At 35.9% G+C, this 17,467-nt stretch carries 11 protein-coding genes and 1 CRISPR repeat array; of the genes, 9 read left to right on the top strand and 2 right to left on the bottom strand.

The window, feature by feature from the left end:
• Position 1: 1 nt before the first annotated feature.
• The 6 genes from J3U09_RS06565 to J3U09_RS06590 all read left to right on the top strand — a co-directional run bounded on the left by J3U09_RS06565 (position 2) and on the right by J3U09_RS06590 (position 8,419).
• Positions 2-754, top strand: coding sequence for a TSUP family transporter (locus tag J3U09_RS06565; RefSeq protein WP_267357572.1), 753 nt, complete (start codon positions 2-4; stop codon positions 752-754).
• 312 nt (positions 755-1,066) lie between these two features.
• Positions 1,067-1,340: a CRISPR direct-repeat array (repeat unit 29 nt; unit sequence GTGTTCCCTATATACATAGGGATAAACCG).
• A gap of 317 nt (positions 1,341-1,657) precedes the next feature.
• On the top strand, positions 1,658-2,581 hold the full coding sequence (locus J3U09_RS06570) for a LysR family transcriptional regulator (protein WP_065562201.1): 924 nt from the start codon (positions 1,658-1,660) through the stop codon (positions 2,579-2,581).
• 146 nt (positions 2,582-2,727) lie between these two features.
• Positions 2,728-2,997 carry a 30S ribosomal protein S15 gene (rpsO, locus tag J3U09_RS06575; RefSeq protein WP_065562200.1) on the top strand — a complete coding sequence of 90 codons (270 nt, stop codon included), beginning with the start codon at positions 2,728-2,730 and terminating at the stop codon, positions 2,995-2,997.
• 317 nt (positions 2,998-3,314) lie between these two features.
• A complete protein-coding gene (gene pnp / locus J3U09_RS06580; RefSeq protein ID WP_065562199.1) occupies positions 3,315-5,429 on the top strand; it encodes a polyribonucleotide nucleotidyltransferase in 2,115 nt (704 codons plus the stop codon).
• 25 nt (positions 5,430-5,454) lie between these two features.
• The gene (nlpI, locus tag J3U09_RS06585) at positions 5,455-6,306 is read left to right on the top strand and encodes a lipoprotein NlpI (protein ID WP_065734300.1); all 852 of its coding nucleotides are present in this window, start codon (positions 5,455-5,457) and stop codon (positions 6,304-6,306) included.
• A gap of 352 nt (positions 6,307-6,658) precedes the next feature.
• Positions 6,659-8,419, top strand: a complete 1,761-nt coding sequence (locus J3U09_RS06590) for a DEAD/DEAH family ATP-dependent RNA helicase (protein ID WP_267357574.1) — start codon at positions 6,659-6,661, stop codon at positions 8,417-8,419.
• Between the two features lie 29 nt (positions 8,420-8,448).
• Here J3U09_RS06590 and J3U09_RS06595 read toward each other — a convergent pair whose 3' ends face one another.
• Positions 8,449-9,846, bottom strand: a complete 1,398-nt coding sequence (locus J3U09_RS06595; protein WP_267357576.1) for an MFS transporter — start codon at positions 9,844-9,846, stop codon at positions 8,449-8,451.
• Positions 9,847-9,992: 146 nt separating this feature from the next.
• Between J3U09_RS06595 and J3U09_RS06600 the strand changes: the two genes are divergently transcribed.
• From J3U09_RS06600 to recB, 3 genes are read left to right on the top strand one after another with little or no spacing between them, the layout of a single operon-like run.
• Positions 9,993-10,289 carry a YfcZ/YiiS family protein gene (locus J3U09_RS06600; protein ID WP_065562196.1) on the top strand — a complete coding sequence of 99 codons (297 nt, stop codon included), beginning with the start codon at positions 9,993-9,995 and terminating at the stop codon, positions 10,287-10,289.
• Between the two features lie 25 nt (positions 10,290-10,314).
• Positions 10,315-10,758: a phosphohistidine phosphatase SixA gene (gene sixA / locus J3U09_RS06605; RefSeq protein WP_218060002.1), complete on the top strand. Its 444-nt coding sequence runs from the start codon at positions 10,315-10,317 to the stop codon at positions 10,756-10,758.
• Complete coding sequence (gene recB / locus J3U09_RS06610) at positions 10,737-14,192, top strand: exodeoxyribonuclease V subunit beta (RefSeq protein ID WP_267357578.1); 3,456 nt, start codon at positions 10,737-10,739, stop codon at positions 14,190-14,192. Before sixA ends, recB begins: the two co-directional genes overlap by 22 nt.
• 52 nt (positions 14,193-14,244) lie before the next feature.
• Here the strand turns inward: recB and J3U09_RS06615 are convergent, their stop codons facing one another.
• On the bottom strand, positions 14,245-17,343 hold the full coding sequence (locus tag J3U09_RS06615) for a beta-galactosidase (RefSeq protein WP_416380044.1): 3,099 nt from the start codon (positions 17,341-17,343) through the stop codon (positions 14,245-14,247).
• Between the last annotated feature and the right edge of the window lie 124 nt (positions 17,344-17,467).

Below are 17,467 nucleotides of genomic sequence, written 5' to 3' on the forward strand. Positions count from 1 at the left end.
CATGAGTTACGAATTACTGGCTTTACTTTTTTTTATAGCCATGTTGGCTGGTTTTATTGATTCTATTGCTGGTGGCGGTGGGCTATTAACAGTACCGGCACTTTTGGCGGTAGGCTTACCGCCAGCCAGCGCTTTAGCCACCAATAAATTACAAAGTACTGGGGGATCTTTCTCTGCCAGCCTTTACTTTATTCGTGAACGCATGGTTGATTTAAAACAGCAAAAATTCGCAATTACCTGTGCCTTTATTGGCTCGGCGCTTGGCACATTATCTGTCATGCATATACAAGCTGACTTCTTAAAATTACTCTTACCGATCTTAACTATTAGTGTCGGGCTCTATTTTTTACTCTCCCCGACCATTGGTGAAAATGACCGTAAAAGTCGCCTAACCATAATCCAATTCGCCTTATTACCAGCATTAGCTATCGGATTTTATGACGGTTTTTTTGGGCCCGGAGCTGGCTCATTTTACGCAGTAGCCTATATCACCCTTGCCGGTTTTAATTTAACCAAAGCCACTGCACATACCAAAGTACTCAATTTTACCTCTAACTTAGCGGGCTTAATCTTTTTTATTGTTGGTGGAGAAGTGGTATGGTCAATTGGTCTTGTTATGCTTGTTGGTCAATTTATTGGCGCAAGATTAGGGGCCAAAATGGTTATCGCTAAAGGGCGAAAATTGATAAGACCAATGCTTATTACCGTTTCCACTATTATGAGTATCAAACTCATCTATGAAAACTTCTTTTAGTTATTCCGTTTTATACTAATAAGTAGGATTTTCATAACAAACTTGCTGTTGTTTTGTAGTTGAAGTTAAAAGACTACAAAAATGAAACGGTATACACTCCTCAATCTTTTTTAAAAAAATTATTTGATATTGAATAATTTCATATTAAATATCTTCTTCTAAACCATAAATATTTATTAAATTTCTTGTACAAAACTGTAGCACTATATCTTTGTTGTTATGATTATTATCTTAGATATAAAAAAACACAAAAAAGTTGGTAGAAAAATCCAGGTTAATATTTTAATTATAAAACAATCGGTTATAATAAGAGTGTTCCCTATATACATAGGGATAAACCGACAAAGGTTTAACATCTTTTCCTTTTGGCTCAGTGTTCCCTATATACATAGGGATAAACCGGGGTGTTGTGTTATTGCATACACTTCTAGTGGGTGTTCCCTATATACATAGGGATAAACCGGAATAAACAATGAATATTAAAGAAATTTTAGAAGTGTTCCCTATATACATAGGGATAAACCGCATTTTTAGATGGACACCCAGCTGGATATATTGTGTTCTCTATATACATAGGGATAAACCGTACAAAATTCAGTAAAAATTTATTTAATTACTAAATTGAAGAAGTGATTTGTTATCATTGTGGTATCTATATAGGAAACTGGTAAGATATATTGATACTAGATAATTGATGAGTATGATAATTATCGACGATCCAAAGGTGAATAACAGCAATGAATTATATTGTAAACAAAATGCTATATTAAATTAAACAGTCTATCTATTTTGTTAAATTGGATTTTTGAGCTATAGTTTTTACTGCACATATAATTATATTTAATATATAGTTAAATTTATATTGCAAAATGATTTGCTTATAACAATCCATTAAGTGATGCCATGAAACTTCAACAATTACGTTACATTTTAGAAATAGCTCGCTCAGGCTCGATTAATGAGGCTGCTAAGAATCTTTATATTACTCAGCCTAGTCTTTCCACTGCGGTTAAGGATTTGGAAGCCGAATTCGGTATCGAGATTTTTGTAAGAACATCAAAAGGGGTTTCACTCTCGGCTGATGGTGTGGAATTTTTGGGGTATGCTAAGCAGGTTTTAGATCAAGCTCAATTGTTGGAGCAACATTTTTCAAAAAAAGAACCCTCTAAGCAGTTATGCAGTATTTCAACGCAGCATTATGCGTTTGCAGTTAATGCGTTTGTTAATTTAATCAAGAAGAATCATACAGATGAATATGAGTTCACCTTACGAGAAACGCGGACTTACGACATTATTACTGATGTTGCCAATTTGCGTAGTGAAGTGGGTATTTTGTATCTGACCGATTTTAATCAAAAGGTGATTTTGCGACTGCTTAAAGAGCATCGTCTTACTTTTAATCCTTTGTTTGAAGCCGATCCTCATGTGTTTATTAGCACCCATCATCCTTTAGCTGCTATGAAGTCGTTGACGCTTGAAGATTTGGAGGATTTTCCATATCTCTCTTTTGAACAGGGTGAATATAACTCTTTTTATTTTTCGGAAGAGATTTTAAGTACCGTCTATCATAAGAAAAGTATTCATGTAAGTGACAGAGCGACGTTGTTTAATTTATTGCATGGGTTAAATGGTTATACAATTAGTACTGGCGTGCTCAGTACTGATTTGAATGGTTCGGATATTTTGTCTATTCCTTTGGCCGTTGATGAGAAGATTTTAATCGGTTGGATAACTTCGCAAAAAGCGCAATTAAGTTTGTCGGCGCAAAATTATATTGAAGCGTTGAAAAAGCTTATCCAAGAAGAATATGGTTTTAAACTTAAATAAGCGTTTTAAATTACTAAATCAAATTGCTATTTCAATAAATTCCAGTATAATTGCGCACAATTCATATATTGATTATATGAATACCGAGGAATGTCTGAATTAGAGATCGGTCATTCCATTTTTTTATTTATTTTAAGAGGTTTATTATGTCTCTAACTGTAGAAGCAAAAGCGAAAATCGTTGCTGAATATGGTCGTGGTACTAACGACACTGGTTCAACTGAAGTTCAAGTCGCTCTTTTAACTGCGCGTATTAATGATTTACAAGGTCATTTTTCTGAGCATAAGAAAGATCACCATAGCCGTCGTGGTTTATTACGTATGGTTTCTAGCCGTCGTAAATTATTAGATTATTTACGTCGTACAGACTTTGACCGTTATAACCAGTTGATTCAAAAACTAGGTTTACGTCGCTAATATTTATCTACTTGAAAAGAGGCTTAGGCCTCTTTTTCGTTGTATAAATTTAGGGCTTTGCTATAATGCTGAGCTCGAAAAGCATGTTTAATTGCTTTGTAGAGAAAAATTAATAAAAATAGAAGATTATGTCTCATGTTTCGCGCGACTAATGAGAGCTCTATAATTTATAGATTTGTCATTAGTCGTGACAGTGAAATAATCTTTTGTTGAGTATCCCCCACATGGTTGAAGTGTGTATCAATATGTTCCAGCATTGCGCTGCTTCCTGTCGAAATATCAAACTTCAACATGATTTATAACAAGAGGAATTTATTTTGTTTAATCCGACATATCAAAAATTTCAATATGGTCGTCATACAGTTACATTAGAAACGGGTATTATGGCGCGTCAAGCAACAGCTGCGGTTATGGTCAATATGGACGATACTGCGGTTTTTGTGACTGTAGTAGCTAATAAGAAAGTGAAAGAAGGGCAAGACTTCTTTCCTTTAACCGTTAACTATCAAGAACGTACTTATGCAGCAGGCCGTATTCCAGGTGGTTTCTTTAAACGAGAAGGTCGTCCGAGCGAAGGCGAAACGTTAATTGCTCGTTTAATTGACCGTCCACTTCGTCCTTTATTCCCAGAAGGTTTTGTTAATGAGATTCAAATCATTGCAACTGTGGTGTCTGTAAATCCAGATGTTAGCCCTGATTTGGTGGCGATGATTGGTGCATCGGCTGCGCTTTGTTTATCTGGTGTACCGTTCCATGGTCCAATTGGCGCAGCACGTGTTGGTTTTATCAATGATGAGTTTGTGCTAAATCCATCAGTTAAAGAGCTAGCATCAAGCCGTTTAGATTTGGTTGTTGCAGGTACCAAAAGTGCCGTGTTAATGGTTGAATCAGAAGCTGATTTGTTAACTGAAGATCAGATGTTAGCTGCGGTGGTTTTTGGTCATGATCAACAACAAGTTGTTATTGATAATATTAATGAGTTTGTAGCGAAAGCGAATTGTGAAAAATGGGATTGGGTTGCACCTGCTAAAAATGAAGAGCTGTTTAATGCTGTTTCTGACTTAGCTAAAGCTCGTTTAGGTGAGGCTTATCGTATCACTGAAAAACAAGCTCGTTATGCACAAATCGATTTGATTAAAGAAGAAGTGTTAGCGGTACTTAAAGAGAAAGACGAAGAGCTTGATGAAAACGAAGTTATCAATATTATTGTTGATTTAGAAAGTCAAATCGTTCGTCAACGTGTTATCGCTGGTGAGCCACGTATTGATGGTCGCGAAAAAGATATGATTCGTGCGCTTGATATTCGTACCAATGTATTACCAAGAACGCATGGTAGTGCTTTATTTACGCGTGGTGAAACTCAAGCACTAGTGACAGCAACATTAGGAACTGAACGTGACGCTCAGATTATTGATGAGTTAACTGGTGAGTATACTGAGCGATTCTTATTACACTACAACTTCCCTCCATACTCAGTAGGTGAAACTGGCATGGTTGGTTCGCCAAAACGTCGTGAAATTGGTCATGGTCGTTTAGCTAAGCGTGGTGTTGCTGCTGTAATGCCAAGTAAAGAAGAGTTCCCATATACTGTTCGTGTTGTTTCAGAGATTACTGAATCTAATGGTTCTTCTTCAATGGCTTCAGTTTGTGGTGCTTCATTAGCGCTTATGGATGCTGGTGTGCCAATTAAGTCTTCTGTTGCAGGTATCGCAATGGGGCTTGTGAAAGAAGGCGATAACTTTGTGGTGTTATCTGATATTTTAGGTGATGAAGATCATCTAGGTGATATGGACTTCAAAGTAGCCGGTACCCGTGAAGGTGTGAGTGCACTTCAAATGGATATCAAAATTGAAGGTATCACTAAAGAAATTATGCAAGTTGCATTAAATCAAGCTAAAGGTGCTCGCTTGCATATTTTAGGGGTGATGGAACAAGCAATTAATAAACCTCGTCAGGAAATTTCTGAATTTGCTCCTCGTATCTATACGATGAATGTTAATCCAGATAAAATACGCGATATTATCGGTAAAGGTGGTGCTACGATTCGTGCACTAACTGAAGAGACTGGTACTACCATTGAAATTACTGATGATGGTACAGTTAAAATTGCGGCAACTGATGGCAATAAGGCTAAAGATGCAATCGAACGTATTAATAATTTAGTTGCTGATGTTGAAATTGGTAAAATCTATACTGGTAAGGTAACCCGTATTGTTGATTTCGGTGCTTTTGTATCAATTATTGGTGGTAAAGAAGGACTTGTTCATGTTTCTCAAATTGCTGATCACCGTGTTGAGAAAGTTGCAGACTACTTGAAAGTAGGTCAAGAAGTGAATGTTAAAGTACTTGAAATTGATCGCCAAGGTCGAATTCGTTTAAGTATGAAAGATGCTGTTGAGCCGAATTCTGATGTTGAGCCAGCAGCTGAATAAGATATTATTCACCAGGAGTTAAAAAATGAGATTATTCAACCTGAGGATGTTGTGCTGTATTCTTGCAGTCATTATTTTGTCAGGTTGTTCAAATTCTCAGCCGTTACTTGTTGCTCCTGAGCAAGTTACCTATGACGATGAATTGAAAATAGCGCAAATTAGTCAGCAGTTATCAAGTCGCGATCTTGATACCCCATCTAGGATGCAGCTTATTTTTGAACGAGGAATTATTTACGATTCATTAGGTTTTAAAGCATTTGCACAAAGTGATTTTAACCATCTTTTAAGCTTTAACCCAGAAATTCCAGATGTATATAATTTTCTGGGTACTTATGCGTTAAGAGACGGTGATTTCGATAATGCGATGATGGCGTTTAATACAACATTAGAGCTGGATTCTTCTTATGCTTATGCCTATTTTAATCGTGCAGTAACTCTGTATCGTACAGGGCATTATCAAGCTGCAAAGCTTGATGCAGAAAAATTTTATAAATATGATGTCAATGAGCCTATTCGGATTTTATGGCTTTATTTGATTGAAAAAGAAATAGATAAACAAGCTGCCTTAACTCAGCTACAAAAACGTTACGATCTTATTAACGATAAATCGAGTTATGGCAGTAATATCATTGCATTTTATTTAGGTAAGATAAGCGAATCTAAATTAATGCAAAACCTTCAACAAGGTGTTGAAAATGATCGGCAATTAGCCGAGCGCCTTTGTGAAGCTTACTTTTATTTAGGTAAATATTACCAAAGTAAAGGTAACAATGAGCGTGCCAAAATGTTATTTAAATATGCTTTAGCAAATAATATTTATAACTTTGTTGAACATCAACAGGCGCTCTATGAAATTAAGTTACTTGACGAAAAGTAACAAGGGTCATGCCAGTTTAAAAGTGAAAATATTGTTATAGCGTAGTTCTGATTTGCCCAAAATATATTCTCGATTCTTTACATGTTTCTTATCAATTGTATTTTTCCAAATATCAATTGCATTAGAATAAATGGCTATTTGATTGAGTAAGTATTGGTTGTTAGTTATTGGGGTGAGTTGTAAATTTTCAATTTAGTGAGCTGGCATAAATTTATATAGGCTTCTTTATTTTGGTATAGTCATAATTTGTGATGTATGCAGTAATCCTCATGAATTATCTTGATTAATAACGATCAAATGTAATCCTAACCAAATATTAAGCGTATATAGGCAAATTTATAAGCGAGTTTACATGACAAAAGAAATATCTTTTATTGACCTTGGTTTATCTGAGGAAATCCTTAATGCATTAAATGATCTTGGTTTTACGAAACCATCACCAATCCAAGCTGAATGTATTCCCTTACTCTTAGAGGGTAATGATGTATTAGGTATGGCTCAAACAGGTAGTGGTAAAACTGCAGCCTTTTCAATCCCTTTTTTAATGAATATTGATGCTAATTTGAAAGCGCCACAATTATTGGTTTTAGCACCAACACGTGAGCTAGCTATTCAAGTTGCTGATGCTTGTGCTGAGTATTCTAAATATGTAAAAGGGGTTAAAGTATTAGCTCTTTATGGTGGTCAACGTTATGATGTGCAATTGCGTGCATTAAAACAAGGTCCTCAAATTGTTGTGGGGACACCTGGTCGTTTATTAGATCATTTAAACCGTAAGACTTTAGATCTTTCTAATCTTAAAGGTTTAGTATTAGATGAAGCTGATGAAATGCTAAGAATGGGCTTTATTGATGATGTTGAAAGCATTATGGCTTCAATTCCAGAAGATCATCAAACGGCGCTGTTTTCAGCAACTATGCCAGCCCCAATTCGTCGGATTACTAAACGTTTTATGCATAATCCAAAAGAAGTGCAAATCAAAGGGACTAATCAAACGGCTCCCGATATTGATCAAAGCTATTGGTTAGTACGCGGTATGCGTAAGAATGAAGCAATTGTGCGCTTCTTAGAAGCTGAAGATTTTGATGCTGCGATTGTTTTTGTGCGTACTAAAACAGCAACTTTAGAAGTAGCAGAAGTATTAGAAAAACACGGTTATAGTTGTGCTGCCTTAAATGGTGATATGACGCAACAACTACGAGAACAAACACTCGATCGTTTACGTAATAGTCGGTTAGATATTTTAATTGCAACCGATGTTGCAGCACGTGGGTTAGATGTTGAGCGTATTAGTTTAGTAATTAACTATGATATTACACTTGATTCTGAATCGTACGTTCATCGTATCGGACGAACTGGACGCGCTGGACGAGCAGGGCGAGCGATTTTGTTTGTGGATAGTCGTGAGCGTCGTTTGCTTAAAAATATTGAGCAAACTATCAAGAAACCCATTCCGGAAGTGGCACTACCTTCTAAAGAATTGCTTGAAAAACGTCGTTTGGCTAAATTTACTCAGCAAGTTCAACAACAACTTGAGAGTGCGGATTTAGATCAGTATCAATCGTTATTAACTCAAATCCAAGCTGATAGTGGTGCAGATCTTGAAACGATTGCAACTGCACTGTTACGTTTAGCACAAAGTGATCGTCCGTTAATTCTTCCTCCTGATCCGGTCTTTAAACCAACAAGAGAATATCGTGATGGTCGAAGTGGTGAGCGTCGTTTAAGAGGCGATAATCGTGAGTCTCCAAAACGTCGTGAGCGTCGAGATGTTGGCGAGATGGATATGTACCGTATTGAAATTGGTAAAGAAAACGGTGTTGAAGTGCGCCATATTGTTGGTGCAATTGCCAATGAAGCTGATATTAGTAGTCGCTATATTGGTAATATCAAACTTTACGAGACTTATTCAACAGTAGAATTACCAAAAGGTATGCCTAAAGATATCCTTAAGCACTTTGAGCGCGTTAGAGTGCTAAATCAACCGATGAAAATGAGTTTAGTTACAGGTAAACCATCTGAAGCTAAGCGTGGAAGTAGAAGTAGTAAACCTGAGTCTAAGGATAAAGGTTTTGCGAAAAAACGGGGTCGCCCATCAGCACCTAAGTTTTAGGACTTTAATTCATCTTAAACCTCTGCATCTTATGGCAGAGGTTTTTTTTCATTTAAATTGTTGCCAGCATTTTTGGGTAACGAGATAAAATCAATCATCGCCAATAGAGTCATTCCTGCCACCATAAATAATGCTAACCGAAAATCTTCAACCATTATCTGATTATGTCCATTATAGCTTGACGCAATAAATAGAAATAAGGCACTTAAAACAATGCCTAGCACGTTGTTTAGTTGTTGAAAAAGGGTTGATAAAATATTAGCGCTTTGCATTTCGTTTTTTTCAATTTCTGAAAAACTTAAGGTTGTTATTGTAGTAAATTGGATCGAACGTGCACCACCAGAAAAGAATAGAACCAATATAATCCAAATGATTGGTGTTTTTGGTGTGAAGAGCGCACACAATACAAAACTAAATGACAATAATAGACCATTAACGATTAGAATTTTACGAAACCCAAACTTGTGAATTAAAGGTGTATTAATGGTTTTGAAAATGATATTTCCTGCGAATAGTGAAAGTAATAAGGAACCAGCTGTTAATGGTGACCATCCAAAACCGATTTGAAACATTAGTGGTAAAATAAATGGAGCGCTGTTCAAGCCCATCCGTATTAGTGAGCCTCCAAAGAAGGTCATTCTAAATGTGCGTTTTGAAAATGCGTATAGGCTAATTAATGGGTATTTTGTATGTGTGAGATGGTAATAGGCGAAGATTAATATTAGGCAACCTGCAAAGGAAGTGCCGAGAGCTAGCCATAAACGACTATTTGAGTGGGAAACCATTTCAAGTCCATACACAAACAATAATAAGCCTAAGCCACAAGCGATAAATCCAACAATATCAAATGAGCGTTTTTCAGGTAGTTCTTTAGGTAATAGGTGATGAGCGAAAAATAATGCAATAAAGCCTAATGGAATATTGAGGATAAATATCCAATGCCAAGTGAGATATTGGGCAAAGAATCCACCAATAATTGGTCCCATCAATGGTGCAATTAAACCTGGCCAAACGAGAATTGATATTGTGCTAACAAGATGCTGTTTTTCAGTTCGACTTAGTACTACTGTTCTACCTACTGGCACCATTAATGATCCCCCTAAACCTTGAATCAATCTTGCGATAGTAAACATGGTTAGGTTAGTCGATAAAGCACACAATATTGATGCAAACATAAATAATATAATTGAAATCGAGAAGACACGATAAGCTGTAAATCGATTTGCGATCCAGCCACTCGCGGGAAGGCCAATTGTAAGTGCTAACATATAGGCGCTAATACCGATAGATAAATCTTGTGGATTAGTTAAAAATGATTTCGCCATTGCGGGAATTGCTGTGGTTATCACCGTAGCGTCTAGATTTTCCATGAAGAAGGTTGCCGCTACTAAAATAGCCATTTTACGAACGTGATTATACTGTTCCATAATATTACAAATTAATTCAAAAATATAAAAATTAGGAACTAATATACGCTAAAAATTTTTGCCGTGGTAAAGCTTTTTTACATTTTGCCCTTGGTGTTTATTCAGAGTATACTAATACCAATTCAATCGGTGAACAGAGGTATAGGATGACAGATTCTCTAAATAAATGTAAAGCTAATGAAACACCAGCTTGTTGTTGTGTTGATGTCGGCACAATTATTGATAATGAAGATTGTAGTGCAGAATATGAAAATATTTTCACAACTGAATCAGAAGCAAAAGCAAAATTAGCCTCTTTGACACAAGCAGCTAAAGATGTTGAAACAGAACCTTGCGAAATCAATAGCAGCATCGATAAAGTAGAAAATGGCTATAAATTGACAGCTAAATTCACTTTCTGTTGTGGTGCAGAATGTATGATCTTCCAATTAAAATTACGTTAATCCCTGTTTTATGAAGATTTGTATTATGAGGCATGGTGAAGCAGGTTTTTCTGCTTCATCTGATGCAAGTCGATCATTGACTGATTTTGGTAGAAAACAAGCCAGTTTGGCTGGTATATGGCTTAATCAGCAAGATTTCAAATTTGATTTAGGGTTAGTTAGTCCTTATCTAAGAGCACAACAGACTTTCTCTGAATTGTCTTCATACTGCCATATACCTAAAGTTGAAACTGATAATTTTTTGGTGCCAGGTGGAAGTCCTTCCCATATTGCCGATTTATTAATGACACTTCCCGCTCGTGGGATCGAGAATGTAATTATTGTTTCCCATCTTCCTTTAGTTGGTTATTTGGTTAATGAATTATGTCCAGATGTTTCACCACCAATGTTTCCTACAGCTGCTATTGCTTGTGTTGAACTATCACCCAATGCGGCAGGAAAGTTAGAATGGTTTCATGTAGTGGAATAAAAAAACTTAATCTTTTTGATTTACCGTTAACAGGTCGAACGCTGATCGAAGCGTCGGCTGGGACTGGTAAAACCTATTCGCTCGCATTCATTTATCTCCGGTTATTACTTGGGATTGGTAAAAATAACTATCCTACACCGCTCGAGGTTAATCAAATTTTAGTTGTGACTTTTACAAAAGCTGCAACTCAAGAACTTAGATCGCGAATAAGACAAAATATCCAAGAACTGCGTTTAGGACTTTTACAAGGTCGTCATGAAGATCCTATCTATCAACAGCTAATTGATTTAGTTGAAGATACAGATGATGCTATCCAAAGACTAACTCAAGCTCAGCAATCAATGGATGATGCAGCGATTTATACTATCCATGGTTTTTGTCAACGCATTTTAACTAGCCATGCTTTTGAATCTGGGGTACTGTTTGAGCAGACGCTAATTACTGATGAGCAAGACCTAAAGTTACAAGTTGTCCAAGATTTTTGGCGTCACTATTTTGTTCCGCTTGATAGAGCGTTAGTTTATTTAATTCTTGATTATTGGCAAGATCCAAAATCGTTATTATCAGATATTAATCCTTATTTAAATTTTGAATTTGATCAATCGCAAGAAGAGAATTTTGACATTACTAAAAAGATCGAGCAGTTTTATCGAAAACATTTTGAGCAGATCGAATTAGTTAAAAAACTGTGGTTAGATTCTGTTGCAGATCTTCCTGAAATCATTGCTCGATCAGGAGTTAATAAACAATCTTATAATAACCGCTTTTTACCAAATTGGTTTGCTAAAGTGACTGCTTGGGCTCAATTACCCACCCAATCATTCAAAATACCTAGTGAATTAACTAAATTTAGCCAATCGATTTTAATTGAAAAAACTAAGCAAGATAAAGATCCTCCTGTTCATGTTGTTTTTGAAAAGATCGATCGGTTATGCAATAGTGCTATTGATTTACGTAGCGAAATTTTAATGGATATAGTTAGCGTCATTCAAAAAGGTATTTATGCGCAAAAAGTTAAACTTGGTAAGATGAGTTTTGACGATTTATTAAGCCAGTTAAATCGCGCCTTACGAGCTAAAAATGGAAAGCGATTAGCACAAAGTATTGCGCAAAAATATTGCGTGGCCTTGATTGATGAATTTCAAGATACTGATCCTGTGCAATATAAAATATTTGATCGTATCTATGGTTGTTATCCTGAATCAACCGGTTTACTGTTTATTGGTGATCCGAAGCAAGCTATTTATAGTTTTCGTGGTGCGGATATTTTTACTTATTTAAAAGCGAAATTATCAACCGGTGAAAATAATTTTACTATGCAGGTTAATCATCGCTCCTCATCGTCTATGGTTGATGCAGTCAATGCACTATTTAGCAATCATGATAATCCTTTTATTTTTGAAAATATTTCTTTTTTTCCAATGGAAAGTGCTGAAAGAAATCAGCATAAAGGATTGATCATCAATCAACGTGAAGTTAATGCGTTAACAGCCTATTTATTACCTGATGAAGTTACCACAAAAACAGATTATCAAGAACATATTGCTAGCTGTTGCGCTAAGCAAATTGTGACTTGGTTGACAGATCCAACAATTTTGATAAAGGATAAAGATGAGCATCGTTCAATCACCACTGCTGATATTGCGATTTTAGTCCGAACTGGGCGCGAAGCCGAAATCATCCAACAAAAATTGGCTGCTTTTGGGGTTAAAAGCGTTTATTTATCCAATCGCAATAGCGTATTCCTATCTAAAGAAGCACAAGAGATTCTTTATCTATTACAAGCTGTTTTAATGCCCGAAAATGAAGCGGCTTTGCGTTTAGCTTTAATGACGACACTATTAGGGCAAACAATGGCCGAGCTGGAGCAAATTATCGATGATCAAGATAAATGGGAAGGGTTGATAGAGGAGTTCAAACAGTACCAGATTATTTGGCAATATTATGGTGTGTTAGTAATGTTGCGGCGGATGATGAAAAAGCGTAAGTTAGCTGAAAATATCCTAGCTAGCCCAAATGGTGAACGTACATTAACTAACTTTATGCATTTAGGCGAATTGCTGCAAGAAGCCGCTGATGAACTAGATAGCCCACATGCTTTGGTTCGTTGGTTATCTAGGCAAATTGTCAGCCCTGACTCTAATATAGAAAATCATGAACAACGCTTAGAAAGCGATGAAAATTTAGTAAAAATTATTACGATCCATAAATCAAAAGGTTTAGAGTTTCCTATTGTATGGTTACCATTTGCTGCCCAATTTCGTAATTCAGATAGTCAGTTTTATCATGATAAAAATAATGATTATCAACCCACTTATGCTTGGTTATTAACCGATGATGTCAAACAACAAATTGAAGATGAACGTTTAGCTGAAGATCTACGATTACTTTATGTGGCGATGACGCGCTCAATCTATCATTGTAGTGTTGGCTTAGCATCATTGAAAAAGAGTCAATCAGCAATTGATTATTTATTAAAAGGCCAATTACGCTCGATTGGTAAATTTGCAGATTTGGTTGAACTACAATTACCTATATTTGGGGAGCAGTATACTGCCACAGAAGCTCCTAATATGTTACTGGCTGCTAATGAATTTAAACGTAAATTATCTAATAGTTGGCGAGTGACAAGCTATACCGAGTTACAAAAACATAACAATGGTTTTAATTTAGCTAGTGATTGGAGTGAGAGTCGTGTGCCGCCAGATGCTTCTTTATTATCTGAGGTGCAATATGACATTCATCATTTCCCAAAAGGTGCTTATGTTGGTACATTGTTACATTCCATTATGGAAAATTTAACGCCAAGTAATGCCGATGAATTATGTACAACTACGATTAAAAAATTGGGTTTGGATGAACCTTGGTTAAGGGTACTAAATGATTGGCTTCAACAAGTATTAACAACTAAGCTACATCAAGATTGTTCGACATTAGCCAGTATTTTAAATAGCAAATGCATTAATGAACTACAATTCTATTTTCCTATTCGCCATGCCGTGACTAGCTCGCAACTAGATAGTTTATGCAAACAATACGATGATTTATCTAAACAGTGTCCACCTTTAGATTTTGAAACGGTACAAGGCATGTTAAAGGGATTTATCGATTTAGTGTTTGAGTATCAAGGTAAATATTATATTGTTGACTATAAATCAAATTGGTTAGGTGATGGTATAGAGGCCTATACTGAGCAAGCATTAAATCAAGTAATGTGTGAGCATCGTTATGAATTGCAATATCAACTTTATTGTTTGGCGTTGCATCGATTTTTGCGAAGTCGTTTACCCGACTATCGATATGAAACTTATTTTGGCGGAGTTTACTATCTATTCTTACGTGGGCTTCCTGATAAAGGTATTTTTTACCATCTACCAAAACAAGAGTTTATTGAGAAACTTGATAAATTGTTTGATGGTGAGAATTTAACTTAAATAAAAAGGCACAAATAGTTGTGCCTTTAATTTTTTGAAGAAATTATGTAAATCAACATGTAAATTTTAGTTGATATCGATAATGTTTATCGGTTAGTAAATATTCACTGTGAACATTTGGTGTCCAAGAATCATCACCGCCTATTCCCATATGATAAGCATCAATACTAACATAGGCGTCTTGTTGTGGTTCTAATAAGTGTCTATGACTTTTTTCCATCAACTGTTTAGTTCCATATTGATTGATGTTAAATTTAAATTGATGACCAGTAATCGTCATCTCATTAAGTGTTAATTGTTTTACATCACAGCGTAGGCCGTTTTCACATGGATAAATGTAAGGTGTGTAAAGTTCAGAAAATGGTAATGACCAATCACCAAAAATCGCTGAAGTTTTTCGATCTGGATAATTTTCATGTGGTCCTAAGCCAAGCCATTTCACCTGTTTTGGTATCCCTTTTAATTGATACGTCAAACCTATACGAGCTGGTGCTGGCATGTCATTGGCAATGTCCACTTCAACTGAGATAGTTAAGATACCATCTTGATCAAACTGATGTACCCACTTACTTTGAATAACTTTGCGTTTTTTCACCGAGTAGCTGTGCAAAACTTCAATGATCACATAATTCTCAGTTTGTGATGCTCTTATTGCTAAACATTTGTGGCTTAAATCAAAGTAACCCGCCGCCTTCCACTGTTCGACCCATGCATATGGATTGTTATTACTGTCAAAGTCACCACTAATTCCAATATCATTATCGATTGGTGCTCGTATAAACTGATCTGCAATAGCGCTGGCTAATAGTGGTTTTTTGTTTTTGCTCCATTGACTAAGTTGGCCAGTTTTTTTGTTGATTTGCCAACTTTGGTTCTTCCAATTAACAACAAATTCGGTTTTATTTTCAGTTAATTTTAGTGATGTTTTGTTGTTACTAAATGCTAATTGTGGAATAAACCTATTGGTTAATTTAAATTGTTCCCAAGCCACAACGTGTTTTGCTGGAGACCAAGTAGTAGCTCTATTTTGGATGACTCTGAGTGATAAGTGTAAGTCTTCACCATCAAAGTTATTATCAATGTCATCTATAAGTTTGAGTTCAATAGGGTTATTAGGTGAAATAGTCAGTTTAACTTTACCACTTTGTTGGATTTTACCATCAACCAACAATTCCCATTCTAATGTTTCATTGTTAGTAGTATAGAATAAATACTCACTCTTTACTTCAATAACTAATGGTTTTTGGTTTATAAGTTTAAATTGGAAAGGTTGTTGTACTTTTTTAGCTTCAATTAAACTTGGGTGTGCTTGGCGATCAGGAAACACTAAACCGTCTAAACAAAATTGTCTGTCATGATACGCTTCACCAAAATCACCACCGTAAGCCCAATAACTTTCGCCAGATTTGGTATGGCAACGAATACCATGATCAGCCCATTCCCAAATAAATCCTCCTTGTAATCGAGGATATTGTCTAAAGGCTTGCCAATATTTATAGAATGCACCTAGACTGTTTCCCATTGCATGAGCATATTCACATAAAATGAGTGGTCGCTCTTCATCTGGCATGGATATCCATTTTTTTATCGCCCATTTAGGCACATTAGGATGAGGTTGATCTTGTTCAACTCGGGCATACATAGGGCAAATAATGTCAGTAGCTTTAGTATTGGCACCACCACCTTCATATTGTACTGGACGAGTTGGGTCATTGCTTTTTATCCATGAGTATAGTGCATCATGATTTGCCCCGTGCCCTGATTCATTTCCTAATGACCAAATAATTATGGCAGGATGATTTCGGTCACGTTGAACCATGCGAGTTACTCGTTCACTATAAGTTGCTAACCAACGAGGATCGTCAGATAATCGAGACATTGGGAACATGCCGTGCGATTCAATATTGGCTTCATCAACTACGTATAGTCCAAATTCATCACAAAGTTCATACCAACGAGGATCGTTAGGGTAATGGCTGCAACGTACAGCGTTGAAGTTGTGCTGTTTAATTAACTTGATATCGTGCAACATGGCTTGTACGGTAACAGCATAGCCCATATCAGGATAAAATTCGTGACGGTTAGTTCCTTTAATAAGAAGTGGTTTACCGTTTAAACAGAGTTGCCCATGTTTGATTTCAACAGTTCGGAAACCAATATTATAAGCCTCTGATTCAATCAAGCCGGTTTTCTTATGATTTAAGCTAACAACTAGTCGGTAAAGATTTGGGGTTTCGGCACTCCACAATTGTGGTTTATTGACGGGAATATGGCATGTCATTCGGTCATTATATCCACCTTTTTCATCAACAAAAGATATTCCGATTGGTTGCGTTTGTTCAAGAATGAGTTTGTCTTTTTGCCATAACTCAATACCGACATTTAGCATGTCTATCTCACTGTCATGCTTTACGTTAACTTGCAATGTTAATATTGCATTTTGATAGCAAGCGTCAAGCTCCGTTTTAACATGAATATCACTCAAATGTGATTTTGGTTTGTTAAGTAGTGAAACTCCACGGAAAATACCACTTAATCGCCACATATCTTGATCTTCTAAATAACTACCATCACACCATTTCAATACTAATACAGCAATTCGATTTTCACCTTCTTTTAAAAAAGGCGTTAAATCAAATTCAGCAGCGATGCGACTGTCTTGTGAATAGCCAACCCAATTGCCGTTACACCAAAGATGAAATGCTGAGCTGACACCATCAAATATAATTCTTGTGTCCCCTTTATTTAACCATTTTTTATCAATTTTAAAATAGCGAGAATAGCAACCAGTTGGGTTATCTTCAGGAACAAATGGGGGATTATAAGGAAATGGATATCGGATATTAGTATAAACAGGCGCATCATAGCCATGTAATTGCCAATTTGATAGAACTGGAATAGTATTTTTATCTATTTCTTTTTTTAACCATGATACAGGTACTTGTTTAGGATTTTGGTAATAACTAAAAAACCAGTCACCATTAAGTGAAATAATGGCACTTGAATCAGCATTATTTTTAGCATTTTGCTTGTTTCGCCAACTATGAAATTTTGGATGGGTATCAAGTTTGTTCATGCTTAATACAGATAGATTATTCCAATCTTGTCTGTTGATAATATCATCTAGGGACGGATTCATAAGCCTCTCCATTTGTTCAAGTATATCTGATAATGTCTAAAATCTTTTTTGACTTTTTAATTATAATGATTCAATTATTGAAAACAGTGATCAAGTTAACATTTGTGTAATCGAATACATTTTTATTTGATTGATT

The sequence above is a fragment of the Gilliamella sp. B2889 genome, from assembly GCF_026536885.1.
GTDB lineage: Bacteria > Pseudomonadota > Gammaproteobacteria > Enterobacterales > Orbaceae > Gilliamella > Gilliamella apicola_E.

Excerpts from the sequence above, each read along its gene's own strand:
- J3U09_RS06565 (WP_267357572.1), top strand. The coding sequence starts at position 2 with ATGAGTTACGAATTACTGGCTTTACTTTTTTTTATAGCCATGTTGGCT.
- J3U09_RS06570 (WP_065562201.1), top strand. The coding sequence starts at position 1,658 with ATGAAACTTCAACAATTACGTTACATTTTAGAAATAGCTCGCTCAGGC.
- rpsO (WP_065562200.1), top strand. The coding sequence starts at position 2,728 with ATGTCTCTAACTGTAGAAGCAAAAGCGAAAATCGTTGCTGAATATGGT.
- nlpI (WP_065734300.1), top strand. The coding sequence starts at position 5,455 with ATGAGATTATTCAACCTGAGGATGTTGTGCTGTATTCTTGCAGTCATT.
- J3U09_RS06590 (WP_267357574.1), top strand. The coding sequence starts at position 6,659 with ATGACAAAAGAAATATCTTTTATTGACCTTGGTTTATCTGAGGAAATC.
- J3U09_RS06595 (WP_267357576.1), bottom strand. The coding sequence starts at position 9,846 with ATGGAACAGTATAATCACGTTCGTAAAATGGCTATTTTAGTAGCGGCA.
- J3U09_RS06600 (WP_065562196.1), top strand. The coding sequence starts at position 9,993 with ATGACAGATTCTCTAAATAAATGTAAAGCTAATGAAACACCAGCTTGT.
- sixA (WP_218060002.1), top strand. The coding sequence starts at position 10,315 with ATGAGGCATGGTGAAGCAGGTTTTTCTGCTTCATCTGATGCAAGTCGA.
- recB (WP_267357578.1), top strand. The coding sequence starts at position 10,737 with ATGGTTTCATGTAGTGGAATAAAAAAACTTAATCTTTTTGATTTACCG.
- J3U09_RS06615 (WP_416380044.1), bottom strand. The coding sequence starts at position 17,343 with ATGGAGAGGCTTATGAATCCGTCCCTAGATGATATTATCAACAGACAA.